Origin of the sequence: Cellulophaga sp. RHA19 (assembly GCF_002813425.1) — a bacterium.
In the GTDB taxonomy this organism is placed as follows: Bacteria; Bacteroidota; Bacteroidia; order Flavobacteriales; family Flavobacteriaceae; genus Cellulophaga.
This window is the reverse complement of sequence record NZ_PHUL01000001.1, coordinates 1,864,749-1,887,294: the sequence shown is the minus strand read 5'-3', so window position 1 is coordinate 1,887,294 and position 22,546 is coordinate 1,864,749. Positions and strand designations below refer to the sequence as shown.

The following is a 22,546-nucleotide window of genomic DNA, read 5'->3' as shown; positions in this document are numbered from 1 at the left end:
ATGCCCTGTAAAAAACAGGGCATTTTATAGTATTATATTGCTTGTGGCTGGTTTAGATTTCTCTATTTACATCCCAAGCCTCTAGGTAATCTGCTACTGCTTTTATAAACATACCACCTAACGCACCATTTACAACACGGTGATCATAACTATGAGATAAGAACATTTTAGAACGTATGCCTATAAAATCTCCTTCTGGAGTTTCTATTACAGATGGCACTTTACGTATGGCTCCTAAAGCTAAAATAGCTACTTGTGGCTGGTTAATAATTGGTGTTCCAAATACACTACCAAATGTACCAACATTTGTTACCGTATATGTACCACCTTGAATATCGTCTGGCTTTAAAGCATTGCTTCTAGATCTGTTTGCCAAATCATTTACAACTTTTGCCATACCAACTAGGTTTAATTGATCTGCATTTTTAATTACAGGTACAATTAAATTACCATCTGGTAAAGCTGCTGCCATACCTATATTTATGTTTTTCTTTTTTATTACAGATTCACCATCAAAAGAAATATTTATTAATGGGAACTTTTTAATAGCAAATGCTACTGCTTCCATAAATATTGGAGTAAACGTTAGTTTCTCCCCTTCTCTTTGCTGAAAAGCATTTTTATTTTTGTTTCTCCAGTTTACAAGGTTAGTAACATCTACCTCTATAAAACTTTGCACGTGTGCAGATGTAGCAATACTAGCCGTCATATGCTGTGCAATTAATTTACCCATACGAGATAAAGGAACAACCTCATCTCCTGCAGATGCAACAACTGGTGCTGCTTTTGCTGCCGGAGTAGCCTGTGGTGCTGGCGCACTTTTTGGAGCAGCACTACCATTACTACTAGGCGCTGTTCTGTTTTCTACATAATTTAATATGTCAGTTTTGGTAACTCTACCTTCTTTACCTGTACCAGTAATTGCATCTAACTCTGCAATAGCAATACCCTCTTCTTTTGCTATGTTTTTAACTAAAGGAGAATAAAATTTATCTGAATCGCTAAAATCTTGTGATGTTGCAACAGTTTCTTTAGCTACAGCAATAGAACTCTCTATAGCCGCAACCTCTGGTGTATCTTCAACTTTTTCTTCAACCGCAGCTGCACTAGTTTCTGTTGTAGTAGTAACTTCTGCTTCTCCAGAAATTTCTATAATAGCTACAGTTTGTCCAACTTGCACTATATCATCTACGTTAAAAAGTTTTTCAACTAAGACACCCTCTACTTCAGAAGGAACTTCAGAATCTACTTTATCTGTGGCAATTTCAAAAACAGCCTCATCCATCTCTATGGTATCTCCTACTTCTTTTAACCAAGTAGTTAATGTTGCTTCTGCAACACTTTCACCCATTTGAGGTAATTTTAATTCAAATTTTGACATATTACTATTTTAAAAGCAATTTATATACTTAATTTTGCAAAAATACTAATTAAAACGTCATTTAATTAAATTTTGTGCATTTATTTTAATTTAAACTATCCCAATTTTAAAGAATTCTCAAAAGGAACCCTGTTTAATATACTTCTACCCAAGGTAACTTCATCTGCGTATTCTAGCTCATCACCAACCGCAATACCACGTGCTATAGTAGAAGTTTTTAAGCCCATACCTTCTATTTGTTTGTAAATATAAAAGTTTGTAGTATCACCTTCCATAGTAGAACTTAAAGCAAAAATTAACTCTTTTATAATACCATCTTTAGATTTATTAACCAAAGAACCAATTGTTAAATTTTGCGGCCCCACACCTTCCATTGGAGATATCCTACCCCCTAAAACGTGATACAAGCCTCTGTATTGCCCTGTATTCTCTATAGCCATTACATCTCTAATATCCTCTACAACACATACAATAGATTCGTCTCGCTTTGGGTTTGCACAAATTTCACACAACTCAACATCAGATATATTGTGGCAATTAGAACAAAACTTGATTTCTTCTCTTAATTTTAATAAACTGCTAGACAAGGCACTAGTTTGATCTTTAGGCTGTTTTAATAAATGTAAAGCTAAGCGCAAAGCAGTACGTTTGCCTATTCCTGGCAACTGAGATATTTCATATACTGCATTTTCTAGCAATTTAGAAGAGAATTCCATACTGTTATTTTTCTATACAAATTTACAATTTATTCTTGTTTTTCAGGTGTCATTAATAGCTATGATGATATTTTTTCTTTTTGTACTTTGCAATCACAAATTACTACTTATGACATCTACGCACATATTACTACTAATAGGTTGTTACTTTTTAGTTTTACTACTTATATCTTACTTAACCGGTAAAAACGATTCTAATGAAGACTTTTTTAAAGCTGGCAAACAATCCCCTTGGTATGTTGTAGCTTTTGGTATGGTAGGTGCATCTTTATCTGGTGTAACTTTTATATCTGTTCCTGGCTGGGTACAAGGCTCACAGTTTAGCTATATGCAAGTAGTTTTTGGTTATTTAGTTGGGTACTTTGTTATAGCATACCTATTAATGCCCATTTATTACAAACTTAATGTAACCTCTATTTACGAGTATTTAAAAGAACGTTTTGGTATGGTTAGTTACAAAACTGGTGCTTTCTTTTTCTTTGTATCTAGAGTATTAGGTGCTTCATTTAGGTTATTTTTAGTTGCTTTAGTATTGCAACAATTTGTTTTTGATGATTTAAATATTCCTTTTGAGGTTACCGTAATACTGTCTATACTACTTATATGGATCTATACTTTTAAAGGAGGAATAAAGACTATTGTTTGGACAGACACCTTGCAGACATTGTTTATGCTAACCTCGGTTGGTTTATCTATTTATTTTATTACTGATAAATTAGATATGAGCATTGGCAGTTTATTATCCTCAAACGAACTACAACAGTACAATAAGATATTTTTTACGGATAGTTTTTTAGCTAAAAGTCACTTTGTAAAATCGTTCTTTGGCGGTATGTTTATTGCTATTTGTATGACGGGTTTAGACCAAGATATGATGCAAAAAAATTTAAGTTGCAAAACACTAAAAGATGCACAAAAAAATATGATTTCTTTTAGCCTGGTACTAGTAGTTGTAAACTTTATTTTTTTATTACTAGGAGCCCTTTTATTTATATATGCCAATAAATTTAATATTACAACTCCTGCTCTTGGAGGCGTAGGCGAACCTAAAACAGATTTACTTTTTCCTGAAATTGCCTTAAATAGCGGATTAGGAATTACAATAGCCATAACATTTATGCTGGGTTTAATAGCTGCTGCATATAGTAGTGCAGATAGTGCACTAACCTCTTTAACAACATCTTTTTGCGTAGATTTCTTAGGAATTGATAAAAAACCAGAATTGCAACAAAAAAAGCTACGTAAAGTTACACACGTAGGTATGAGTGTTTTACTTATTATAGTAATTATAATATTTAAAAACATATTAGACCGTAATGTAATAGATAGCTTACTTACTGTAGCAACATATACTTATGGTCCTTTATTAGGCTTATTTGCATTTGGGATTTTTACAAAGCACAAAATCAAAGATAAATGGTCTTGGCTAGTTGCAATTGTACCTGTTTTACTAATTTTAGTAATTTCTAACATTCCTGCAGAGCAATTTGGAGGGTATGTTGTTGGTTATGAAATGCTTCCACTAAATGGTCTACTTACCTTTTTTGGACTATGGTTAATACGTAAAAAATAGATATTAAAAAAAACCATCATAGAGAAGAGTAACTATTTTATATTATTTGTAATTTTTATTTACAAAAAAATAAAAATTAATAAATTAATACTGATTTGTAGCCAGCATTACTAAAGTACACCCTTCAATAACCTCTATGTTATTCATTTTCAGTATTTTATAGAATTCAGGATTCTCTGTTCCAGGGTTAAATATGACACGTTTTGGTTGTAATTTTACGATATCGTTGTAATATTCTACCTGTCTAGATGGATTTAAATATAAAGTAACTGTAAAAACATTTTGAAAATCCGTTAAATTATCTTTAATTTGAACACGTAAAATAGTCCCTAAATTTTTACCAAAAGCTACTGTTGTTATGTTCTTTTCTACTAATTTCTTCACTGCAAGAAAACTGTACCGATTCGGATTCAACGAAGCACCAAAAACAAGGGTTTTAGACATTTTTTGAAAATTTAATGTTAAATATTGTTAACGAATGTAACTTTATTGTAAAATAAACGTCTTATAACTAAATAGTTATTAAAAGACATTTAAGATAAGGTCATTGATAACGCTGTATTTTTATAGTTAATGGTTAGTGTTTAGTATAGCCTATCGATGACAAAGAAGCCCAGAGTTCTGCTCTGGGCTTTATGTTTTTATATACTTAACGTAATTATTACCATTTAATAATTACACTACCCCAAGTAAATCCACTACCAAAAGCTGCTAACACCACCAAATCTCCTTTTTTAACCTTGCCTTGTTCCCAAGCTTCAGTTAATGCAATAGGAATAGATGCTGCCGTTGTGTTACCATATTTCATAATATTATTAAACACTTGGTCATCATTCAACTTAAACTTTTTCTGTATAAATTGAGATATTCTAAGATTTGCTTGGTGTGGCACCAACATATCAATATCAGAAACTTCTAAATTATTAGCTTGTAAGCCTTCCATTATAACCTCACTAAAACGAACTACAGCATTTTTAAATACAAATTGCCCGTTCATATATGGGTAGTAAGACTCATCATTAGGATCTGCATCTTCAATAATATCTGTTACCCAACGTTTACCCATACCTGGTGCTATTAAAGATAACTCCTCTGCATGTTGCCCTTCAGAATGTAAATGAGTAGATAATATACCTGTATCGTTATCCTCTGCCCTACTTAGTACTGCCGCACCTGCACCATCACCAAAAATTACAGAAACACTTCTACCACGTGTTGTCATATCTAAACCGTGAGAATGTAACTCAGAGCCAATTACAAGAACATTTTTATACATTCCGCTCTTAATATATTGATCTGCAACAGAAATACCGTAAACAAAACCAGAACATTGGTTCCTAACATCTAAAGCCCCAACAGTTTTAATACCCAAGTCTCTTTGTACTAAAACTCCAGGTCCTGGAAAATAGTAATCTGGACTTAGTGTCGCAAAAACTATAAAATCTATATCATCTTTATCTATACCTGCACGTTCTATAGCTACTTTAGCAGCCTTTACGCCCATTGTTGTAGTTGTATCTCCGTCTCCTTTAACTACATGTCTTCTTTCTTTTATACCAGTACGCTCTTGTATCCAAGCATCATTAGTATCCATTACCTTAGATAAATCATCATTGGTAACTACATTTTCTGGCACATAATGACCTAGGCCAATTATTTTTGAATTGTACATAACTTTTACTTTAAAACTAGTTTTTAGGGGTAAAACCCATATTTAAGGCTGCAATATATAAATAATGATAATTTATACTTGCAATAATTGAAGATAACCAAAAAAACTGAAATCTAACAGCTAGTGTGTCAGTTTGTCATAATTAACCTAATTGGTATTTTATTTGCCATACCAATATCAGAATAAAAAATTAATAATCAGTTTTCCTTAAAGGGATAAAAAATACAATTTAATTATGGCGACAGGTAAAATTAATGTATCCGTTGAGAATATTTTTCCGCTTATTAAAAAGTTCTTATATAGCGACCACGAGATATTTTTACGTGAGTTAATATCTAATGCTACAGATGCAACTTTAAAACTTAAACACTTAACTTCTATAGGTGAAGCTACAGTAGAATATGGCAACCCTGTTATAGAAATTAAGGTTGATAAAGAAGGAAAAAAAATACATATTATAGACCAAGGTCTTGGTATGACAGCAGACGAGGTTGAAAAGTATATTAACCAAGTTGCTTTTTCTGGTGCTGAAGAGTTTTTAGACAAATACAAAGACTCTGCTAAAGATTCTGGTATTATTGGTCATTTTGGTCTTGGTTTTTACTCTGCCTTTATGGTTGCAGATAAAGTAGAAATTATAACTAAAAGTTTTAAAGACGAGCCAGCTGCACATTGGACTTGTGATGGTTCTCCTAACTTTACTTTAGAAGCTGCAGATAAAACAGAACGTGGTACAGAAATTATTTTACACGTTGCAGATGACTCTACTGAGTTTTTAGAAGACAATAAGATTAGTGAACTTTTAACTAAGTACAATAAGTTTATGCCTGTACCAATTAAGTTTGGTATGCGTACAGAAACTTTACCTAAGCCAGAAGATGCTAAGGAAGAAGATGCTGCACCAACACAAGAGGTAGACAATATTATAAACAACCCAAACCCAGCTTGGACAAAAGCCCCGGCAGATTTACAAGAAGAGGATTATAAAGGGTTTTACAGAGAGCTTTACCCAATGCAGTTTGAGGAGCCTTTGTTTCATATACACCTTAATGTAGATTACCCGTTTAACTTAACAGGTATTTTATATTTCCCTAAATTAACAAACGATTTAAACGTACAAAAAGACCGTATACAACTGTACCAAAACCAAGTTTTTGTTACCGATAATGTAGAAGGTATTGTACCAGAATTTTTAACAATGTTACGTGGTGTTATAGACTCACCAGACATTCCGTTAAATGTTTCTAGATCTTACTTACAGGCTGATGGTGCTGTTAAAAAAATATCATCTTACATTTCTAGAAAAGTAGCAGATAAACTATCGTCTTTATTTAAAAATAATAGAGAAGATTTTGAAGCTAAATGGAATGACATTAAAATTGTTATTGAATACGGAATGCTTTCTGATGATAAATTCTTTGACAAGGCTGACAAATTTGCATTGTACCCAACGGTAGATGGTTCTTTTTATACGTTTGAAGAATTACAAGAAAAATTAAAAGCTACACAGACTGATAAAGACAACAAACTTGTTGTTCTTTACGCATCTGATAAAGAAGCACAACACAGTTATATTGAAGCTGCAAAAGCTAAAGGTTACGAGGTTTTATTACTAGATTCTCCTATTATTAGCCACTTAATGCAAAAATTAGAAACTTCTAAAGAGAATATTTCTTTTGCAAGAGTAGATGCAGACCACATAGACAATCTTATTAAGAAAGATGAAGAGCAAATCTCTAAACTATCTGAAGAAGAAAAAGAAACGCTTAAAAAAGAGTTAGAAGAAACTATTACCAATAAAAGCTTTACTGTACAGTTAGAAGCTATGGATAGCAACGCTGCTCCTTTTACAATTACAGAGCCAGAGTTTATGCGTAGAATGAAAGAAATGCAACAAACCGGTGGTGGCGGTGGTATGTTTGGTATGGGTAATATGCCAGAAATGTACAACCTTATTGTAAACACAAACCACGCATTGGTTTCTGAAATTTTAACTGCAGACGCACCAGAAACAAAAACACGTTTAATAAACCAATCTTTAGACTTAGCACGTTTGTCTAAAGGATTATTAAAAGGTGAAGAGCTTACTAACTTTATTAAAAGAAGTTATGAGATGGTAAAGTAATATGTACCACTAAGCTTAAAAATAAAAAATCCGCATTAATTACTTAATGCGGATTTTTTTATACTACTACTCTATTTTTAGTTATCGTAGTAAATTAAACCGTTAGCCACTTTTAAATTTATATTCTGGTCCTCTAACGTAAAGTTTGCTGCAGGACTTAAACCGTCCTTAACCTTAGTTTTAAAAGCATTTATAAGATTATTATTCTCGTTTTTACCATATATGTTTAATTTAGAGTAATCTGAATCTAGATTAAAGTTGTTATTATTAGGAGATATATGGTAAAATTTAAACTCACTACTAAAATCTTTAATTGTATTTCCTTTTTGCAACTCCCCTATTTCTAAATTAGAAAACTCAGATATAATAGTTGCTTCAGCAATAGAACCTATTAATCCCCTTCTTATATTATTAAATGTATACTTACCTCCAACAACTTCATTTATAAAAAGATTAGCGTCGTCAATCTCTAAATTACTTTCAGAATCTACAAAAGAACTCATCCTAAAATCTCCTCTTTTTACTCTCATTTTTACTACGTTACTTATTCCATCTATAAAAACACCAGAAGATTCTGTTCTTAATCTTAAGATTACTTTTTTAGGTAAATGTAATACCAATGATGCCTTAAAAAATTTAGCTCTCTTTATATTTTTTTTTAAAGTCCCGTCTTGATTAAAGTAATGACTTATTCTTGAATTCCTCATTTTAATTTCTGATACAATATCTTCTTTTGTCTTCCGAGAAATATTTAAGTCCTTGTTATTCGTATCTCTTTTCACAAAACTTTCTAAATCATAAAAAGCAAAGCCCCCCCAACCACCTATTTTCCCTCTATTGTTAATCAGTAAGCGATAGTTTTTTTCTTCTACATTTATTTTGAAATTTCCCATTTCTAAAATTTTATTCTGTAATCTTTTACTATAATTTACAAAGTAAATAGAGTATTTAATATGTATTAAATCATCGTCAGATTGTTGTATTTTAATTCCAGAGCCAGTTAGGTTCACAATAACATCCATAATCTTGTCTGCATTAAAATCCTTTTTATACACAACTACCTCTTGTGCACTAACTACTCCTGTTGTAATTAAAATTAATAATAGTAAAATTTTATATGGCTGTTTCATTTTGATCTTTTTTTGCGTTTAATATTTTTATATGTTCTTGTATGTCTTTAAGCAGACTTAGACGCGTTTGCAGATTTCTAATTAAATCTTCTACCACAAAAAGGTTATTTTTATCGGCTTTAAATTCTTTGGAAATTTGTTTGTAATCCAAGTCTAACTGTGTCAGCTTTTGTTTATACCTGCGTATTAGTTTTTCATCTGTGGCCACAGCTAAAAAATTCTTCCATTCTGTATCTATATTAGCTAAATACTCTGTTTCTACTTTTTTAAGTTCTTCCGTAATTTGTATTGTATTTATCTCTTCTTCATCATCTGTAGCATTCTGTTTCACAAACACAAATGCCAATCCTACAAGTAAAACAAATACTGCCGCAATCTTCATAAACCTATAATTATACTTTTTTACAGATGGCATATTACCTAACTTCTCTAAAAACTCGGCTCTATGTGTTACTGGTAATTCTTTTTTAGGAAAATCATCTTCAGTAAAACTGTTTCTTAAATTTTTCATCTCCTTTATTTTTGCTGAATAATTTCTTTATTCGTTTTTATTTTTGTCTCACTTAACAATTCTTGCAACTGCAATCTTCCTCTACGCAAATGTGTTCTAGATGTTTTTATTGGCAATTGTAAAATTTGTGATATTTCTTCATGATCATAACCCTCTATTAAATACAACTGCACTACAAGCTTGTATTTAACTGTTAAAGACTCTATTGCTTTAAGCACGTCTTTTTTTGTTATTTCATCATTAAAATACCAATCAGATTCTTCTTCAAACTCATATACTACATCATCTATATCTTCAAAAATTAACTTTTGCTTTTTTAACACATCTAAACATTGGTTAATTACAATTCGTTTTAACCAAGCTCCTATTGTGTATGTTGACTCGTAACTGTTAATATTTTTAAAGGCTTTTATAAAACTTTCTTGCATTGCATCTTTTGCATCTTCTTGGTTCTTTAAATACCTACAAGCAATAGCAAACATTGCATCACAATAATTTGTATATAACTGTAGCTGAGATTTTCTATCTCTTTTTTTACAGCCGGCAATTAATTGGTTTGTGGTTTGTTGCATAAATGTTTGTAAGTATTCTATCTTAAAAACGATTGTCTTTTTAAAGGGTTTCATTTTTAACAAAAAAAACATCACTATTATTAAGTGATGGTTTAAAAATAAGTAAGTTTTAAAGTATTTATACCCGAAATTTATTTTTGTAATAATTTTTATAAGCTTCAATTTTACATCAACTACAACTACTTAACAAAAACCATAGTATTTATATGCAATGGTTTTTTATCTTTATAGGATGAAAGTAGTAGCAACCAACCTTGGTAAACCAACCAAAATACAATGGAACGGTAAAGAAGAAGTAACCGGAATTTATAAATACCCAACTACTACGCCCTTGCAATTACTGAGTACAGATGTTATTAACGACACTGTAATAGACCGCAAACACCACGGTGGTATAGACAAGGCTTGTTATTTATTTTCTGCAGATGTTTACGATTATTGGAAAAACATATACCCTAATTTAGACTGGAACTGGGGAATGTTTGGTGAAAACCTTACTGTAGAAGGTTTAGATGAAACTACACTTAGAATTGGTGATATATATATAATTGGCACTGCACTTGTACAAGTATCACAACCTAGAGAACCGTGTTATAAATTAGGAATACGTTTTGGAAATCAACAAATTTTAAAACAATTTATAGACCATAATAGACCTGGCACCTACATTAGGATTCTAAAAGAAGGTAGTGTGCAAACTGGTGATGTTTTTAAGTTAATAGAACAGTCTACAAACAAACTTACCATACAAGATTTTTATAAGCTACTGTATGCTAAAGAAAAAAACAAAGAAACCATTAAACTAGCCGTTAGCAATATGGCTTTGCCAGAGAAAAAAAGAATACGTTTATCTAAATACCTTTAAAATTTATGATTTATCCTTGGCATTTGTACTTAATGGGACTCCTATACATACTCGCGGGTTTTATGCATTTTATAAAACCTAAAATGTATATGCGCATAATGCCTAGGTATTTACCAAAGCATTTACAACTAGTATATATTAGTGGTATAATAGAATTTTTAATTGGCGTAGGTCTGTTTTATAATGTTACAAAAAACATAGCTATTTATGCTTTAATTGCAATGCTTAGTGTTTTTTTGTTGGTACACTTTTATATGCTATCTAGCAAAAAAGCTGCTGCAGGTATACCAAGGTATATATTATTATTGCGCATACCTTTACAGTTTGTTTTAATGTATTGGGCATATTGCTACTTAAAACTATAAACAAAAAAAGGAGGCTCTAAGGCCTCCTAATCTATCACAACAATACTTAATTATAATTAGTCTAAGCTAACTAATTTACTGTATCTATCTTTGTTTACTTCTACAACAAATCTAAATTCATCTTCAGAAAAATTAGTAAATCTAAAAGCTTTTTCAACTCTTAATTTGTTATTAAAAACTTCTGTATAAACTTCGTTTCCTTCTAAATCAAATACAGAAACTAAAACTTTACCTTTATTTTTATTTAAAAAGCTCATTACTACTAAATCTCCTCTTTTCTGAAAAATTGGCTTAGTAACTTCTTTTTTATCATCTACTACAACTTCTCCGTTTTTGATGTGTATAGCGTATGAAACCTTTTTTAACATATTCTCTACATTTAAAAAGTAATTTCCATCTTCTAAACTCTCTACATTAAACTTTTTAGAGTAAACCGGCTTATCGCTTATTTGTTCAGAATAAAATACTGCAGAATTCTGATCTACAAATTTTATAACTGTTTGAAGATTTCTTGCTTCAAATTTGAATACTAAATCTTTAGAGTCTTTTCTTGTCACTAATTCTAGTGAAGATTCTTCTGCTGCAAAACTTGCTGTTGACACAAACAAAAACAGAACTAACGCGGAAATTTTAAAAATTGTTTTCATAGGTTTACTTTTTTAGGATTATTCTTTTTGTTTTGATTGGTAATTAATTACACTGCAAATATATGTGCGGTATTCCGTTTATTTTACCTCTATTTTCTCCAATATCTATGCTATTTTAACCATAATAAAAAATAAACCGTATATTGACGTTAATTTAACATACAAGAACACTTAAAACTTAATTAAAAGGTGTTTTTAAACAAATAGATATTCTATTTTTGCATTTAAACTTTTACATATGACTAACCAGAAACCTATTTTTGAATCTATTGCACCAGATTTTGGGCATTCTTTTACATACCAAAAGTTTGATGAAGCAACTAATAATAAGAACAATACGTGGCATTACCACCCAGAAATAGAATTAGTATATGTAAATGGTGGTTCTGGCAAAAGACAAATAGGTAGTCATATATCTTATTACACAGATGGTGATTTAATTTTAATAGATGGTAATTTACCACATTGTGGACTTACAGATGTACTTACAAAAAACAAGAGCGAAACTGTTGTACAAATGCTACCCAATTTTTTAGGAGATAACTTTTTTAACTTACCAGAGCTTAGAAACATTAAATCTTTATTAGATACCTGTAAAGGTGGTATTGCTTTTCATGGTAATACTAAATTAAAAATAGGAGATAAGATTGAGGTACTAGAGTACCAAACAGATTTTCAGCGTTTAATATCTATTTTAAACATATTAAACGAACTTGGCAAGTCTAAAGAATACACTCTTTTAAATGCCGAGGGCTTTTCTATGAAGACAGAAGTAAAAGACAACGACCGAATAAATGTTATATTTAATTATGTAAAAACAAACTTTAGAGAAGAAATTACTTTAGATAGCATTGCAGATTTAGTTAATATGACGGTACCATCATTCTGCAGGTACTTTAAAAAAATTACCAATAAAACGTTTATTCAATTTACTAATGAATATAGGTTGGTACACGCATCTAAATTACTAGCCGAACAAAAGATGAGTATTACAGAGGTTTGTTTTGAATGCGGGTTTAATAATTTTTCTCACTTTAATAAATCATTTAAAAAATTCACAGGACAAAATCCGTCTGAATATAGAAATGAGCTTAAAACGGTTGTAGCTTAAAATAATTATATGTTTATACCTTATATATAAGGCACAAAAAAAATCGGTTTTAAATATATTAAAACCGATTTTTTTTATGGTTATCCTTGTTTAATCTGAGTTATATACTGCCTTTACTAAGTTTGGATGATCTTACTAATGTCCTCATACACAACTACAATAAGTAAAATGCAACAGTTATGCCAAAAGTCAAAAAAAGATAGTTATATCTACTAAATAATCGTTAAAATTATTTATAAATTTCGTTTAACACCTTAGCCAAACGTAGTCCGCCTTTATTTAACTGACTGCGTAATGTAGCCATATGAAGGTAACTATACCTGTATCCTAATTTTTCTCCAACTTCAGCTGTTTTATATACTTCTTCAGCTAAATCTTGAGTTTCCTCTATCCAATCATAAATAGTACCTTCTTGTACTTTTGCTTTTTGCTTTTTATCTAACTTAGGTAAAGCATTAGCCAGTTCAGTATAACTCATACCGTAAGAGTCTATCATATCAGAATCCCAAACACGGTGTAAATTAGATCCTTCATTAAACCAACGTACTTGTATATCATTACCTCCTTTATCTTCTGCATGACCTGCGTGCAATGGTTGGTGCATATCTCCTATTAAATGTACCAACATTCTTAAATGAAAAGATTTATCTTTTTTAGAACTTTTTTCATCCTTTAAAACCGATACACATTTTTCTATACCAACCATTAAGTCTCCTTCCTCTGGCGGAGTAATGTCTGAGTATTTTTTATCTGCAGGAAAATTTACATAATGCCAAGGAAAATATGCTCTAAACTCACGATCAGATTTTATTTCATCTGCATAGTTAGATACAAAGGCCAAATCCTGACCTTCTAGCAATTCTTTTATTGCTTTTTTAGCTTTTCTACTCAATTCTTTTTGTGCTACCTCACCCACTGTTCTATGTCCTGTTTTGCCCCAAAATACATTATTAGCAAAGGAAACCTGAACTGCTAAAAAAAGCAAAATACATATCTTTTTCATTCTTCTAAATTTTTGGCAAAAGTAAAAAATGTAACTTAAAGTAATGTTATTTTTTAGTTCCATTTAATTTTTTAACTTATCCTTATACACAAAAACATCCTATTTTGATATTAAAGAAAATAAAGAGTCCATATTTAAGGTATACTATTATAGCATTACTTGCTCTTACAGTAGTTATTCTACTATTTATAACAAGTGTTTATATTGGTGTTTGGGGCAAAATACCAAGTAAAAAAGAGTTAACATCTTTAAAATACCAACAAGCATCAGAAGTTTATTCTGCAGACAGTGTTTTAATTGGCAAATATTATTTACAAGACAGGCAACCAATTCCTTTTACTGATTTTCCAAAACACTTAACAGAAGCATTAGTTTCTATTGAAGACGAGCGTTTTTACAGTCATAGCGGTATAGACTATAAAAGTATGTTTAGGGTAGCTTTTAAAAGTATTCTATTGCAAGATAAATCTTCTGGTGGTGGCAGTACTATAAGTCAGCAATTAGCAAAAAACTTATATCCAAGAACCAAACGTGGCAAGCTTAATTTAGTTGTTACTAAACTTAAAGAAATGTTTGTTGCTCGTAGATTAGAGAGTATTTACAGTAAAGAAGAAATACTGTACCATTATTTAAATCAGGTTTCTTTTGGAGATAATACACACGGCATTGAAAGTGCATCATTAAAATTTTTTAATAAACATACTAAAGAACTAAGTATTGCAGAGGCAGCAACTTTAATTGGTATGCTAAAAGCAACATATGGTTACAACCCAAGAATTTTTCCTAAAAAAAGTACTAACCGTAGAAATTTAGTTATGCAAGCTATGTACAATAATAGTTTTTTAAAGGAAAAACAAAAAGATAGTCTTATTAATACACCTTTAAAGTTAAACTATAGAGACTTTAATTATAATGATGGTATTGCCCCTTACTTTAGAGAGGAAGTTAGAAAACAATTGTTAAAATGGGCAAAAGAAAAGAATAATGCTGGTAGCGATTTAAATATTTATACATCTGGGTTAAAAATATACACTACTTTAAATTATAAAATGCAGGTATTGGCTGAAGAAGCAATGCAAGAGCATATGAAAAAATTACAGTCTGACTTTGAAAAAAGTTATGGCAAAAATGCTCCTTGGCTAACCAATAAAAATAGTATTAATAAGGCCGTAAAGCAATCATTACCCTATAAAAAATTAATAGCATTAGACTTACCAAAAAAACAAATATTAGACTCTTTAAATAAAAAAAAGACAATGACTTTAGCCACTTGGGATAAAGACATTACAATACAAGCAAGTACTATAGATAGTATTAAACATTATAGTAAATTTTTAAATATTGGCTCTTTGGCTGTAGACCCTGCTACCGGAGAAGTGAAAGTATGGATTGGAGGTGTTAACTTTAAACACTTTAAGTACGATCATATATCACAAAGTAAAAGGCAAGTTGGCTCTACTTTTAAACCAATTGTATACACTACAGCATTAGAACAAGGTATTGGCCCTTGCACCTACTTTTCTGCTCAAGAGGTAGAATATAAAAATTTAAAGCAATGGAGCCCGTCTAACTCTGGCTCTAAAGATGAGACTTTCCTAAACTACTCTATGGAAGAGGCTTTAAGTAACTCTGTAAACACTGTTGCTGTAAAAGTTTTAGAAAAAGCAGGAATAAAAAATACAATTGAACAAGCTAAAAAAATGGGTATTTCTACAGAACTACCTAACCAACCTTCTTTGGCTTTAGGTACAGCAGAAGTTAAAATTAACGAGCTTGCAAAAGCATACACCACTTTTGCAAATAATGGCAAACACAGCACTCCGTTTTTAATTAAACAAATTACTACTAGCAAAGACTCTATTATAGAAACCTTTGAACCTAAAATTGCTAAGCAAGCTGCGTTTTCTAATGAAACTAATATGATTATGTTAGAGTTAATGAAAGCAACAATTAACTCTGGTACCGCTTCTAGAATACGCAATAGTTACAAATTAACTAATGATATTGCTGGTAAAACGGGTACTACACAAAACAATAAAGATGCTTGGTTTGTAGGTGTAACTCCAAAATTGGTAAGTGTTACTTGGGTTGGATTAGACAACCATGAAATAGGGTTTAAAAGTACAGCTCTTGGTCAAGGTGCAAATGCTGCACTACCAGCTTTTGCCTTATTTCTGCAAAAAATGAATAAAGACAGTGATTTTAATTATATTACTAAAGCAAAATTTAAAAAACCTACAGATGCCGTTTTACAGTCGTTGGACTGTGATCCTACCAAAAAAGATGGTTTTTTTAAACGTTTATTTAAAAATCCTAACAAGAAAAAAAGGAAAGAGTTTAAACGTAGTTAGTGTGTTATTAATATATTTATAAACTATAGTAAACACTAACAAAATGAAAGAATACAAAATTATTAGACAAAGAACCAAATTTCGCAATACAGATAGTGATTTTGAAAATGAATTAAACACATTAGCTAAACAAGGTTGGGTAGTAAAATCTTCTATTGCTATAAATGGCTCTAGTTTATTTAAAGTAATTTTAGAACGCGATAAAAACAGGTAATTATGAAAAAACTACTAATACTGTGTCTGGTATTCCCAATTCTAATTTTTGCTCAAGAAGTAAAAACTGAAGAACTAGATTTAAAAAACGGAGACATTAGTTTACCTGGTACTTTAACAGTAGCACCATCTAAAAAGAAAACACCTCTTCTAATTTTTATTCAAGGTTCTGGTAATGGAGACCGCAATGGCAACCAAGCCGGTACAGCAATGCAAATTGGTTACATAAAAACCCTTAGAGATAGTTTAAATACTAAAGGAATTTCATTTTATAGTTATGATAAAAGATCTGCTAACATTAACAATTTAAAAAGCATAAAAGATATTAGCTTTAAAGGTTTTGTAGATGATGCTAACGTAGCTATAGATTATTTTAAAAACGACAAACGCTTTAGTAGCATTACTATAATTGGGCATAGTCAAGGTTCTTTGGTTGGTATGTTGGCCATCAATTCTCGTAATGATAAAGCTGTTACTTCTTACATATCATTAGCCGGACCAGGAAAAACTTTTGACAAAACAATTGTAGAACAATTAACAGCACAAAACCCAAGTTTAGGCCAAGCAGCAAAAGAACAATTTGAAGAGTTAGTACAAACTGATACTATTAAAGAGGTTAACCCGCTCTTAATGAGTGTTTTTCAACCAATTTATCAAAAATTTATAAAAGAATGGGCTACAGTAAACCCTGCTACTGAAATTAAAAAATTACAGATTCCTGTATTACTTTTAAATGGCGATTCGGACCTTCAAGTTAGTACAGACGATGCACAATTATTAAAAGACGCACACCCTAAAGCTACTTTAAAAATTATTCCTAAAATGAATCACGTTTTAAAAGTTGTAAATTCTATAGTTGAAAACCAAGAAGCTTATACATCAAAAGACTATAAAATATCTAACGAACTTATTAATACCATAGATAAATTTGTATCTAAATAAAAACTTGAGAACCAATAATAATGACTTATAAAATTTTGTGTTCTGATTTAGACGGAACCTTACTTACCACAAAAAATGATGTTTCTGACGTAACCATATCAGAAATAAACAGAATAAAAAACCACCTTAAAGTAATTTTAGTTTCTGCCAGAATGCCAAAATCTATGCGCTATTTACAAGAAAGATTGGGTATAGAAAATTTGCCTATTATTTGCTATAATGGTGCTTTGGTTTTAGATAATGACAAACAACTGTTTTCTACTTTTATAAGTAGCAAAGAATTGCAAACCATACACAAAATTGCAGAAGAACACATTGTAAAAATGGGCTTGTATTATATGGATGAATGGTACGTACCAGAAGACTCTGAACGTGTGCAAAAAGAAATTCACCATACCAAAGCAGAACCTATTTTTGAAGATACAAAAGTAACCTTAAGCAACTGGAGTAAAAGAAAAGTTGGCGCACATAAAATTATGCTAATGGGTACTAAAGAGACTACAGATGCTATTTTTAGTGTTTTAACGTCTACCTTAGGAGAAAGTCTACATTTTTACAGATCTAATGATACTTTAATAGAAGTTGCTCCTAAAACTATATCTAAACTATCTGCTATAAAATTGCTATTACAGAATGAAACTTTAGAAGAGGTAATTGCTTTTGGTGATAATTATAATGATATGGAAATGCTAACCCACGTAGGTTGTGGTGTTGCTGTAGAAAACGGAAGATCAGAAGTTAAGGCAATTGCTAAGCACGTAACGCTTAAAAACACAGAGAACGGAGTTGCGCATTTTATAAAGCAAAACATCTTAATTTAAGTATATTTGAGAAAACTCACCTTTTAGAACTAGACTATTTATGTTAGAACCACTTATTACAGATGATAAAGTTGTTTTTGGATTATTAACTCTTTGCTTAGGTTTTGTTTTTTACACCTCAGCTAAAAAAACAGGCTTTTGGAGTAAATTTTACACCATTGTTCCTGGTATTTTACTTTGTTATTTACTACCTGCAATTTTAACTTCTACAGGTATTATTGCAGAAACTTGGAAAACAGTAGATGATGCTGGTGTTATAACAGAACACGAGTCTGGACTTTACCATATGGCAAGTAGGTATTTGTTACCTGCAGCTTTAGTTTTAATGACATTGAGTATAGATTTAAAAGCTATTACCAACCTAGGTTCCAAAGCTTTAATTATGTTTTTAACAGGTTCTGTTGGCATTATTATTGGCGGGCCAATAGCTATATTAATTGTATCAGTTTTTTCTCCAGAAACTGTTGGCGGCAACGATTTTGATGCCATTTGGAGAGGACTATCTACTATTGCTGGTAGTTGGATAGGTGGTGGTGCAAACCAAGCTGCTATGCTAGAAATTTTTCAGTATAACCCAGAAAAATACGGTGGTATGGTGCTTATAGATGTTGTAGTAGCTAACATTTGGATGGCCATTATTTTATTAGGTGTAGGCAAAACCACAAAAATTGATAAATGGTTAAAGGCAGATGCATCTGCCATAGAAACACTAAAAGTAAAAGTGACTGCTTTTACAGAAAAAATAACAAGAACGCCAACCACACAAGATTATATGATGTTGCTTTTCTTTGCATTTACTGCAGTAGGTTTAGCTCATTTTTTAGGTGGTAACATAAGTTCTTATTTAGAAAATAATGTTGCTGCTGTAGCAGATAAAAAAAGTTTTTTATCCTTTTTAGGTTCTAGCTTTTTCTGGATGGTAGTATTGGCAACAATAGCAGGTATAGCACTATCTTTTACAAAAGCTAAAAATTTAGAAGGTGCTGGCGCTAGTAAAATAGGTGGTGTTTTTATATATATTTTAGTTGCCACTATTGGTATGAAAATGGATTTAGGTAAAGTATTAGAGAACCCAGGACTTATTGTTATTGGCCTAATATGGATTGCCATACACGCTGGTTTATTAATTTTAGTAGCTAAACTTATTAGAGCTCCTTACTTCTTTTTGGCAGTGGGTAGCCAAGCAAATGTTGGTGGTGCTGCTTCTGCACCAATTGTAGCTGCAGAGTTTCACCCATCTTTAACATCTGTTGGCGTATTACTTGCTGTTTTTGGTTATGTAGTTGGTACTGGAGGTGCATTATTATGTGCATACCTTATGGAAGTTGCCTCTGCCCTATAATTAAAAAGTTATACACAAAACAAAAAGCATTAACCTTTTTTTAAGAAAAATTAGTGATATTTGCTGCACTTAAATAATTATAAAATGAATAGATTTTTTCTTCTGTTTCTTCTTGGCATAAGCATTGTTGCTTGTAATTCTACAACTAAAAACACTATGACTGTTTCTGGTAATGTAAAAGGCCTTAAGAAAGGAACATTGTATTTGCAAAAAGTGAATGATACTGTTTTAGTTACAGTTGATTCTTTACAAATTAAAGGCGACGGTAATTATACGCTTACAACTGAGTTAGAAAGTCCTGAAATATTTTACTTGTATCTAGACAAGTCTGACAACTCTGAATTTAATGATAGAATTACATTTTTTGGAGAACCAGGAAATATTACAATAAATACTGCTTGGAATACTTTTGCTTTAAAAGCTAAAATAGAAGGATCTAAGTCACAAGAAAAATTAGAAGAGTTTAGAAAAAATGCATCTAAGTTTAATGCAGAAGCTTTACGTTTAGCGCAAACTGCACAATTACCAAATATACAAGGTAATGAACAAGCTATAGATTCTTTAAACAAAATGTTATCTAAAAATAATTTGCGTGGTTATTTATATGCTTTAAACTACTCATTAAACCATAAAGAGTCTTACGTAGCACCATATTTAGCATTAACAGAAGTACCAGATGTTAACGTAAAATATTTAGACTCTATTTACAATTCACTGGCAGATAGTGTGTCTGTATCCAAATACGGTAAAGAGCTAAAGGAACATATTAGCAAAGTAAAAGCTGCTAACAAATAAACATAAAAAAACATCCGCCAATGGCGGATGTTTTTTTATTCTATAAGTATCGTAAAAATTAACCTAATTTGTTAACCTCTGCTACTAACTCTGTAGCTTTAGTTTCTAGTTCTTTACGTACAGCATTTAAATGCTTACTTCTGTTATCTACGTCTTTCTTATTTACCTTTGCGATTAACTCATCAAAAGTAGCAATTGCAGAATCTATAACTTTAGAACCTTCTTTAGAATCTTTAGAGTTTGAAGTTGCTTCCCAAAAGTAAACTGCTTCAATAATATCTCCTAAAACAAAATTGATATCTTTTTTTAAATCTTTAATGCTTGCCATTTGTATTTATTTTTATGCAAAAATACATATTTAACTTATACAAAGAGTTTCTTACCCTTAATATATTAGATTAAGTATTAAATTGTAACTTCTAATAACTTAGCCCCACTAGAAATTATTTCTATAGATTTTGAAAGTGCTGGCACTAAAATAGTTTCCCCTTTTACTAAATCAGCTTCTCCAAATTCGTTTTTTACAGTTGCAGAACCACCAACACACATATAAATAGTAAAAGAATCTCTATTTATTACATCTTGCTTAATATTATCTGTTAACTCTATAAAATTAGTTTTAAAGTAAGGGCAATCTACCATTGTATTTACAGCGTTTGACTGTGTATTGTATGCCACTTTAAAATCGTCCTTTTTAGTATAATCTATAGCATCTAAAGCTTGTTCTGTATGTAGCTCTCTTAGATTGCCGTTTTTATCTTTACGGTTAAAATCAAATACTCTATAAGTAACATCAGATGTTTGCTGAATTTCTGCTAATAGAACCCCTGCACCAATTGCGTGTATTTTTCCTGTATTAATAAAAAAAGTATCACCTTCTTTTACCTTTTCGTAATTTAATAAATTTAGCAACGTATCATTTTTAATACTTGCAGCGTACTCTTCTTTAGCTACATCTTTATTAAAACCAACAATAAGCTCAGCGTCTTTGTCTGCATCCATAACGTACCACATCTCCGTTTTACCAAAAGAGTTATGTCTTTTTTTAGCTAACTCATCATTAGGATGTAGCTGTATAGATAGGTCTTGTTTTGCGTCTATAAACTTAATTAGTATAGGAAATTCTGTTCCAAAACGTTCTGCAACACTTTTTCCTAAAAGGTCATCAGTTTTCGTATTTATCAATTCTTGTAAAGATGTACCTGCTAAATCTCCGTTAGAAACCACAGAAACATCTCCTTTTACCGTAGACAGCTCCCAGCTTTCTCCAGTAATATCATTTTCTATAGATTTATTTAAAACATCTCTTAACTTGGTACCACCCCAAAGTCTTTCTTTTAAAATAGGATTAAATTTTAACGGATACATATATGTGTTGTTTTGGTTTATTATTTTTTACTGTCCTGTGTATGTTACGTAATTACGTGGTGTCTCATACAATACTACTTCTAATTTTTTTGAGGCATCAATCTCTGGTCTAAGCTTGTTCCAAATAACCACAGCTATGTTTTCTGCTGTAGGATTAAGCTCTTTAAAATCTGACACTTCAACATTTAAGTTTTTATGATCTAAAGCGTTTTCTACTTTCTCTTTAATAAGGTCTTTTAAAACCTTCATATCCATAACAAAACCAGTTTCTGGATCTATTTCTCCTTCTACACTAACTATAAGCTCATAGTTGTGGCCATGGTAATTAGGATTGCTACACAAACCAAAAATAGCTTTGTTTTTATCTGCATCCCATTTTTTGTTATGCAACCTGTGAGCTGCATTAAAATGCGCTTTTCTACTTACTTTTACTTTCATACTAGTATTGGTTTTGCAGGGTGTATTTATGAAAACGGTCAAAAATTATCTTAAACCATTCTGTATAGTTTTTTGGATTATTACTGATATCTTTTTTAATATCATCAAGAGCCATCCATTTCCAGTCTTGTACCTCTTCCTTATTAATATTGGGTTCTGCATTAAATTTACCAATCATTACATGATCTAGTTCATGTTCTGTTAAACCATTATCAAAAGGAGCTTTATAAATAAATGAAAATAACTCTTTAAGCTCTGTAACAAAACCCATTTCTTCTTGTAGCCTTCTTTTTCCAGCTTCTAGGTTAGACTCACCTACTCTTTGGTGACTACAACAAGTGTTTGTCCATAATAATGGTGAATGGTATTTTTCTGATGCACGTTGTTGCAGCATTGTTTCCCCTTTATCATTCATAACAAAAACAGAAAATGCTCTATGAAGAAGTGCTTTTTCATGCGCTTCCATTTTACCCATAGTACCAACCTGCTCGTCTTGCTCGTTAACTAATATTACCTGTTCTTCAATCATAGTCTTACAAAAATAAGACCTTTATGTTATTTATGAGCACTATAAAAAAGAAAAAACACCTTTACAAGTAAAAGTG

At 31.1% G+C, this 22,546-nt stretch carries 24 protein-coding genes; 11 read left to right on the top strand and 13 right to left on the bottom strand.

All coding sequences use genetic code 11. The features are described from left to right. Positions 1-52: 52 nt before the first annotated feature. Both AX016_RS08330 and recR read right to left on the bottom strand, forming a co-directional pair. Positions 53-1,381, bottom strand: coding sequence for a dihydrolipoamide acetyltransferase family protein (locus AX016_RS08330; RefSeq protein ID WP_100895166.1), 1,329 nt, complete (start codon positions 1,379-1,381; stop codon positions 53-55). A gap of 95 nt (positions 1,382-1,476) precedes the next feature. Then, positions 1,477-2,097 (bottom strand): recombination mediator RecR, encoded by a 621-nt coding sequence (gene recR / locus AX016_RS08325; RefSeq protein WP_100895165.1) that lies wholly within the window; start codon positions 2,095-2,097, stop codon positions 1,477-1,479. A 109-nt stretch (positions 2,098-2,206) separates the two neighbouring features. On the opposite strand from recR, the gene AX016_RS08320 reads away from it, so the two are divergent. After that, entirely contained in the window at positions 2,207-3,670 is a 1,464-nt protein-coding gene (locus AX016_RS08320) for a sodium:solute symporter (RefSeq protein ID WP_100895164.1), read from the top strand. 84 nt (positions 3,671-3,754) lie between these two features. Here the strand turns inward: AX016_RS08320 and AX016_RS08315 are convergent, their stop codons facing one another. Together AX016_RS08315 and AX016_RS08310 are read right to left on the bottom strand one after the other, a co-directional pair. Continuing rightward, positions 3,755-4,114, bottom strand: coding sequence for a CoA-binding protein (locus AX016_RS08315; RefSeq protein WP_100895163.1), 360 nt, complete (start codon positions 4,112-4,114; stop codon positions 3,755-3,757). A gap of 217 nt (positions 4,115-4,331) precedes the next feature. Continuing rightward, entirely contained in the window at positions 4,332-5,342 is a 1,011-nt protein-coding gene (locus AX016_RS08310; protein WP_100895162.1) for a 3-oxoacyl-ACP synthase III family protein, read from the bottom strand. Positions 5,343-5,577: 235 nt separating this feature from the next. Here AX016_RS08310 and htpG point away from each other — a divergent pair, with 235 nt between their 5' ends. Beyond that, on the top strand, positions 5,578-7,467 hold the full coding sequence (gene htpG, locus AX016_RS08305; protein WP_100895161.1) for a molecular chaperone HtpG: 1,890 nt from the start codon (positions 5,578-5,580) through the stop codon (positions 7,465-7,467). A gap of 77 nt (positions 7,468-7,544) precedes the next feature. Here htpG and AX016_RS08300 read toward each other — a convergent pair whose 3' ends face one another. From AX016_RS08300 to AX016_RS08290, 3 genes are read right to left on the bottom strand one after another with little or no spacing between them, the layout of a single operon-like run. Next, entirely contained in the window at positions 7,545-8,597 is a 1,053-nt protein-coding gene (locus tag AX016_RS08300; RefSeq protein WP_100895160.1) for a hypothetical protein, read from the bottom strand. Beyond that, on the bottom strand, positions 8,581-9,108 hold the full coding sequence (locus AX016_RS08295) for a hypothetical protein (RefSeq protein ID WP_100895159.1): 528 nt from the start codon (positions 9,106-9,108) through the stop codon (positions 8,581-8,583). Before AX016_RS08295 ends, AX016_RS08300 begins: the two co-directional genes overlap by 17 nt. A gap of 5 nt (positions 9,109-9,113) precedes the next feature. After that, complete coding sequence (locus AX016_RS08290; protein WP_232732610.1) at positions 9,114-9,680, bottom strand: RNA polymerase sigma factor; 567 nt, start codon at positions 9,678-9,680, stop codon at positions 9,114-9,116. Between the two features lie 232 nt (positions 9,681-9,912). Between AX016_RS08290 and AX016_RS08285 the strand changes: the two genes are divergently transcribed. Continuing rightward, positions 9,913-10,545, top strand: coding sequence for an MOSC domain-containing protein (locus tag AX016_RS08285; protein WP_232732609.1), 633 nt, complete (start codon positions 9,913-9,915; stop codon positions 10,543-10,545). A gap of 5 nt (positions 10,546-10,550) precedes the next feature. Beyond that, positions 10,551-10,910: a DoxX family protein gene (locus AX016_RS08280; RefSeq protein WP_100895156.1), complete on the top strand. Its 360-nt coding sequence runs from the start codon at positions 10,551-10,553 to the stop codon at positions 10,908-10,910. 56 nt (positions 10,911-10,966) lie between these two features. Here the strand turns inward: AX016_RS08280 and AX016_RS08275 are convergent, their stop codons facing one another. Beyond that, a complete protein-coding gene (locus tag AX016_RS08275) occupies positions 10,967-11,557 on the bottom strand; it encodes a hypothetical protein (protein WP_157811114.1) in 591 nt (196 codons plus the stop codon). Between the two features lie 238 nt (positions 11,558-11,795). Here AX016_RS08275 and AX016_RS08270 point away from each other — a divergent pair, with 238 nt between their 5' ends. Beyond that, positions 11,796-12,668, top strand: coding sequence for an AraC family transcriptional regulator (locus AX016_RS08270; protein ID WP_100895154.1), 873 nt, complete (start codon positions 11,796-11,798; stop codon positions 12,666-12,668). A gap of 229 nt (positions 12,669-12,897) precedes the next feature. Here AX016_RS08270 and AX016_RS08265 read toward each other — a convergent pair whose 3' ends face one another. Beyond that, the gene (locus tag AX016_RS08265) at positions 12,898-13,671 is read right to left on the bottom strand and encodes a S1/P1 nuclease (RefSeq protein WP_100896830.1); all 774 of its coding nucleotides are present in this window, start codon (positions 13,669-13,671) and stop codon (positions 12,898-12,900) included. 104 nt (positions 13,672-13,775) lie between these two features. Between AX016_RS08265 and AX016_RS08260 the strand changes: the two genes are divergently transcribed. The 6 genes from AX016_RS08260 (at position 13,776) to AX016_RS08235 (ending at position 20,135) form a co-directional block, all read left to right on the top strand. Beyond that, positions 13,776-16,022, top strand: coding sequence for a transglycosylase domain-containing protein (locus AX016_RS08260; RefSeq protein ID WP_100895153.1), 2,247 nt, complete (start codon positions 13,776-13,778; stop codon positions 16,020-16,022). Between the two features lie 43 nt (positions 16,023-16,065). Then, complete coding sequence (locus AX016_RS08255) at positions 16,066-16,236, top strand: DUF4177 domain-containing protein (protein WP_100895152.1); 171 nt, start codon at positions 16,066-16,068, stop codon at positions 16,234-16,236. A 2-nt stretch (positions 16,237-16,238) separates the two neighbouring features. Continuing rightward, positions 16,239-17,177, top strand: a complete 939-nt coding sequence (locus AX016_RS08250) for an alpha/beta hydrolase (RefSeq protein ID WP_100895151.1) — start codon at positions 16,239-16,241, stop codon at positions 17,175-17,177. Between the two features lie 20 nt (positions 17,178-17,197). Continuing rightward, on the top strand, positions 17,198-17,998 hold the full coding sequence (locus AX016_RS08245; RefSeq protein ID WP_100895150.1) for a Cof-type HAD-IIB family hydrolase: 801 nt from the start codon (positions 17,198-17,200) through the stop codon (positions 17,996-17,998). A 40-nt stretch (positions 17,999-18,038) separates the two neighbouring features. After that, complete coding sequence (locus AX016_RS08240; protein ID WP_100895149.1) at positions 18,039-19,340, top strand: DUF819 family protein; 1,302 nt, start codon at positions 18,039-18,041, stop codon at positions 19,338-19,340. Between the two features lie 84 nt (positions 19,341-19,424). Beyond that, positions 19,425-20,135, top strand: a complete 711-nt coding sequence (locus AX016_RS08235; RefSeq protein WP_100895148.1) for a DUF4369 domain-containing protein — start codon at positions 19,425-19,427, stop codon at positions 20,133-20,135. A gap of 58 nt (positions 20,136-20,193) precedes the next feature. Here the strand turns inward: AX016_RS08235 and AX016_RS08230 are convergent, their stop codons facing one another. From AX016_RS08230 to idi, 4 genes are all read right to left on the bottom strand, one after another. Beyond that, positions 20,194-20,463: a hypothetical protein gene (locus AX016_RS08230; protein WP_100895147.1), complete on the bottom strand. Its 270-nt coding sequence runs from the start codon at positions 20,461-20,463 to the stop codon at positions 20,194-20,196. Positions 20,464-20,540: 77 nt separating this feature from the next. After that, the gene (locus AX016_RS08225; RefSeq protein WP_100895146.1) at positions 20,541-21,503 is read right to left on the bottom strand and encodes a type I phosphomannose isomerase catalytic subunit; all 963 of its coding nucleotides are present in this window, start codon (positions 21,501-21,503) and stop codon (positions 20,541-20,543) included. 27 nt (positions 21,504-21,530) lie between these two features. Continuing rightward, positions 21,531-21,941: a 6-pyruvoyl trahydropterin synthase family protein gene (locus AX016_RS08220; protein WP_100895145.1), complete on the bottom strand. Its 411-nt coding sequence runs from the start codon at positions 21,939-21,941 to the stop codon at positions 21,531-21,533. A gap of 1 nt (position 21,942) precedes the next feature. Continuing rightward, complete coding sequence (idi, locus tag AX016_RS08215) at positions 21,943-22,470, bottom strand: isopentenyl-diphosphate Delta-isomerase (RefSeq protein ID WP_100895144.1); 528 nt, start codon at positions 22,468-22,470, stop codon at positions 21,943-21,945. Between the last annotated feature and the right edge of the window lie 76 nt (positions 22,471-22,546).

What these genes read in the sequence shown, in the direction of transcription:
- AX016_RS08330 (WP_100895166.1), bottom strand. Translation starts at nt 1,381, where the DNA reads ATGTCAAAATTTGAATTAAAATTACCTCAAATGGGTGAAAGTGTTGCA.
- recR (WP_100895165.1), bottom strand. Translation starts at nt 2,097, where the DNA reads ATGGAATTCTCTTCTAAATTGCTAGAAAATGCAGTATATGAAATATCT.
- AX016_RS08320 (WP_100895164.1), top strand. Translation starts at nt 2,207, where the DNA reads ATGACATCTACGCACATATTACTACTAATAGGTTGTTACTTTTTAGTT.
- AX016_RS08315 (WP_100895163.1), bottom strand. Translation starts at nt 4,114, where the DNA reads ATGTCTAAAACCCTTGTTTTTGGTGCTTCGTTGAATCCGAATCGGTAC.
- AX016_RS08310 (WP_100895162.1), bottom strand. Translation starts at nt 5,342, where the DNA reads ATGTACAATTCAAAAATAATTGGCCTAGGTCATTATGTGCCAGAAAAT.
- htpG (WP_100895161.1), top strand. Translation starts at nt 5,578, where the DNA reads ATGGCGACAGGTAAAATTAATGTATCCGTTGAGAATATTTTTCCGCTT.
- AX016_RS08300 (WP_100895160.1), bottom strand. Translation starts at nt 8,597, where the DNA reads ATGAAACAGCCATATAAAATTTTACTATTATTAATTTTAATTACAACA.
- AX016_RS08295 (WP_100895159.1), bottom strand. Translation starts at nt 9,108, where the DNA reads ATGAAAAATTTAAGAAACAGTTTTACTGAAGATGATTTTCCTAAAAAA.
- AX016_RS08290 (WP_232732610.1), bottom strand. Translation starts at nt 9,680, where the DNA reads ATGCAACAAACCACAAACCAATTAATTGCCGGCTGTAAAAAAAGAGAT.
- AX016_RS08285 (WP_232732609.1), top strand. Translation starts at nt 9,913, where the DNA reads ATGAAAGTAGTAGCAACCAACCTTGGTAAACCAACCAAAATACAATGG.
- AX016_RS08280 (WP_100895156.1), top strand. Translation starts at nt 10,551, where the DNA reads ATGATTTATCCTTGGCATTTGTACTTAATGGGACTCCTATACATACTC.
- AX016_RS08275 (WP_157811114.1), bottom strand. Translation starts at nt 11,557, where the DNA reads ATGAAAACAATTTTTAAAATTTCCGCGTTAGTTCTGTTTTTGTTTGTG.
- AX016_RS08270 (WP_100895154.1), top strand. Translation starts at nt 11,796, where the DNA reads ATGACTAACCAGAAACCTATTTTTGAATCTATTGCACCAGATTTTGGG.
- AX016_RS08265 (WP_100896830.1), bottom strand. Translation starts at nt 13,671, where the DNA reads ATGAAAAAGATATGTATTTTGCTTTTTTTAGCAGTTCAGGTTTCCTTT.
- AX016_RS08255 (WP_100895152.1), top strand. Translation starts at nt 16,066, where the DNA reads ATGAAAGAATACAAAATTATTAGACAAAGAACCAAATTTCGCAATACA.
- AX016_RS08250 (WP_100895151.1), top strand. Translation starts at nt 16,239, where the DNA reads ATGAAAAAACTACTAATACTGTGTCTGGTATTCCCAATTCTAATTTTT.
- AX016_RS08245 (WP_100895150.1), top strand. Translation starts at nt 17,198, where the DNA reads ATGACTTATAAAATTTTGTGTTCTGATTTAGACGGAACCTTACTTACC.
- AX016_RS08240 (WP_100895149.1), top strand. Translation starts at nt 18,039, where the DNA reads ATGTTAGAACCACTTATTACAGATGATAAAGTTGTTTTTGGATTATTA.
- AX016_RS08235 (WP_100895148.1), top strand. Translation starts at nt 19,425, where the DNA reads ATGAATAGATTTTTTCTTCTGTTTCTTCTTGGCATAAGCATTGTTGCT.
- AX016_RS08230 (WP_100895147.1), bottom strand. Translation starts at nt 20,463, where the DNA reads ATGGCAAGCATTAAAGATTTAAAAAAAGATATCAATTTTGTTTTAGGA.
- AX016_RS08225 (WP_100895146.1), bottom strand. Translation starts at nt 21,503, where the DNA reads ATGTATCCGTTAAAATTTAATCCTATTTTAAAAGAAAGACTTTGGGGT.
- AX016_RS08220 (WP_100895145.1), bottom strand. Translation starts at nt 21,941, where the DNA reads ATGAAAGTAAAAGTAAGTAGAAAAGCGCATTTTAATGCAGCTCACAGG.
- idi (WP_100895144.1), bottom strand. Translation starts at nt 22,470, where the DNA reads ATGATTGAAGAACAGGTAATATTAGTTAACGAGCAAGACGAGCAGGTT.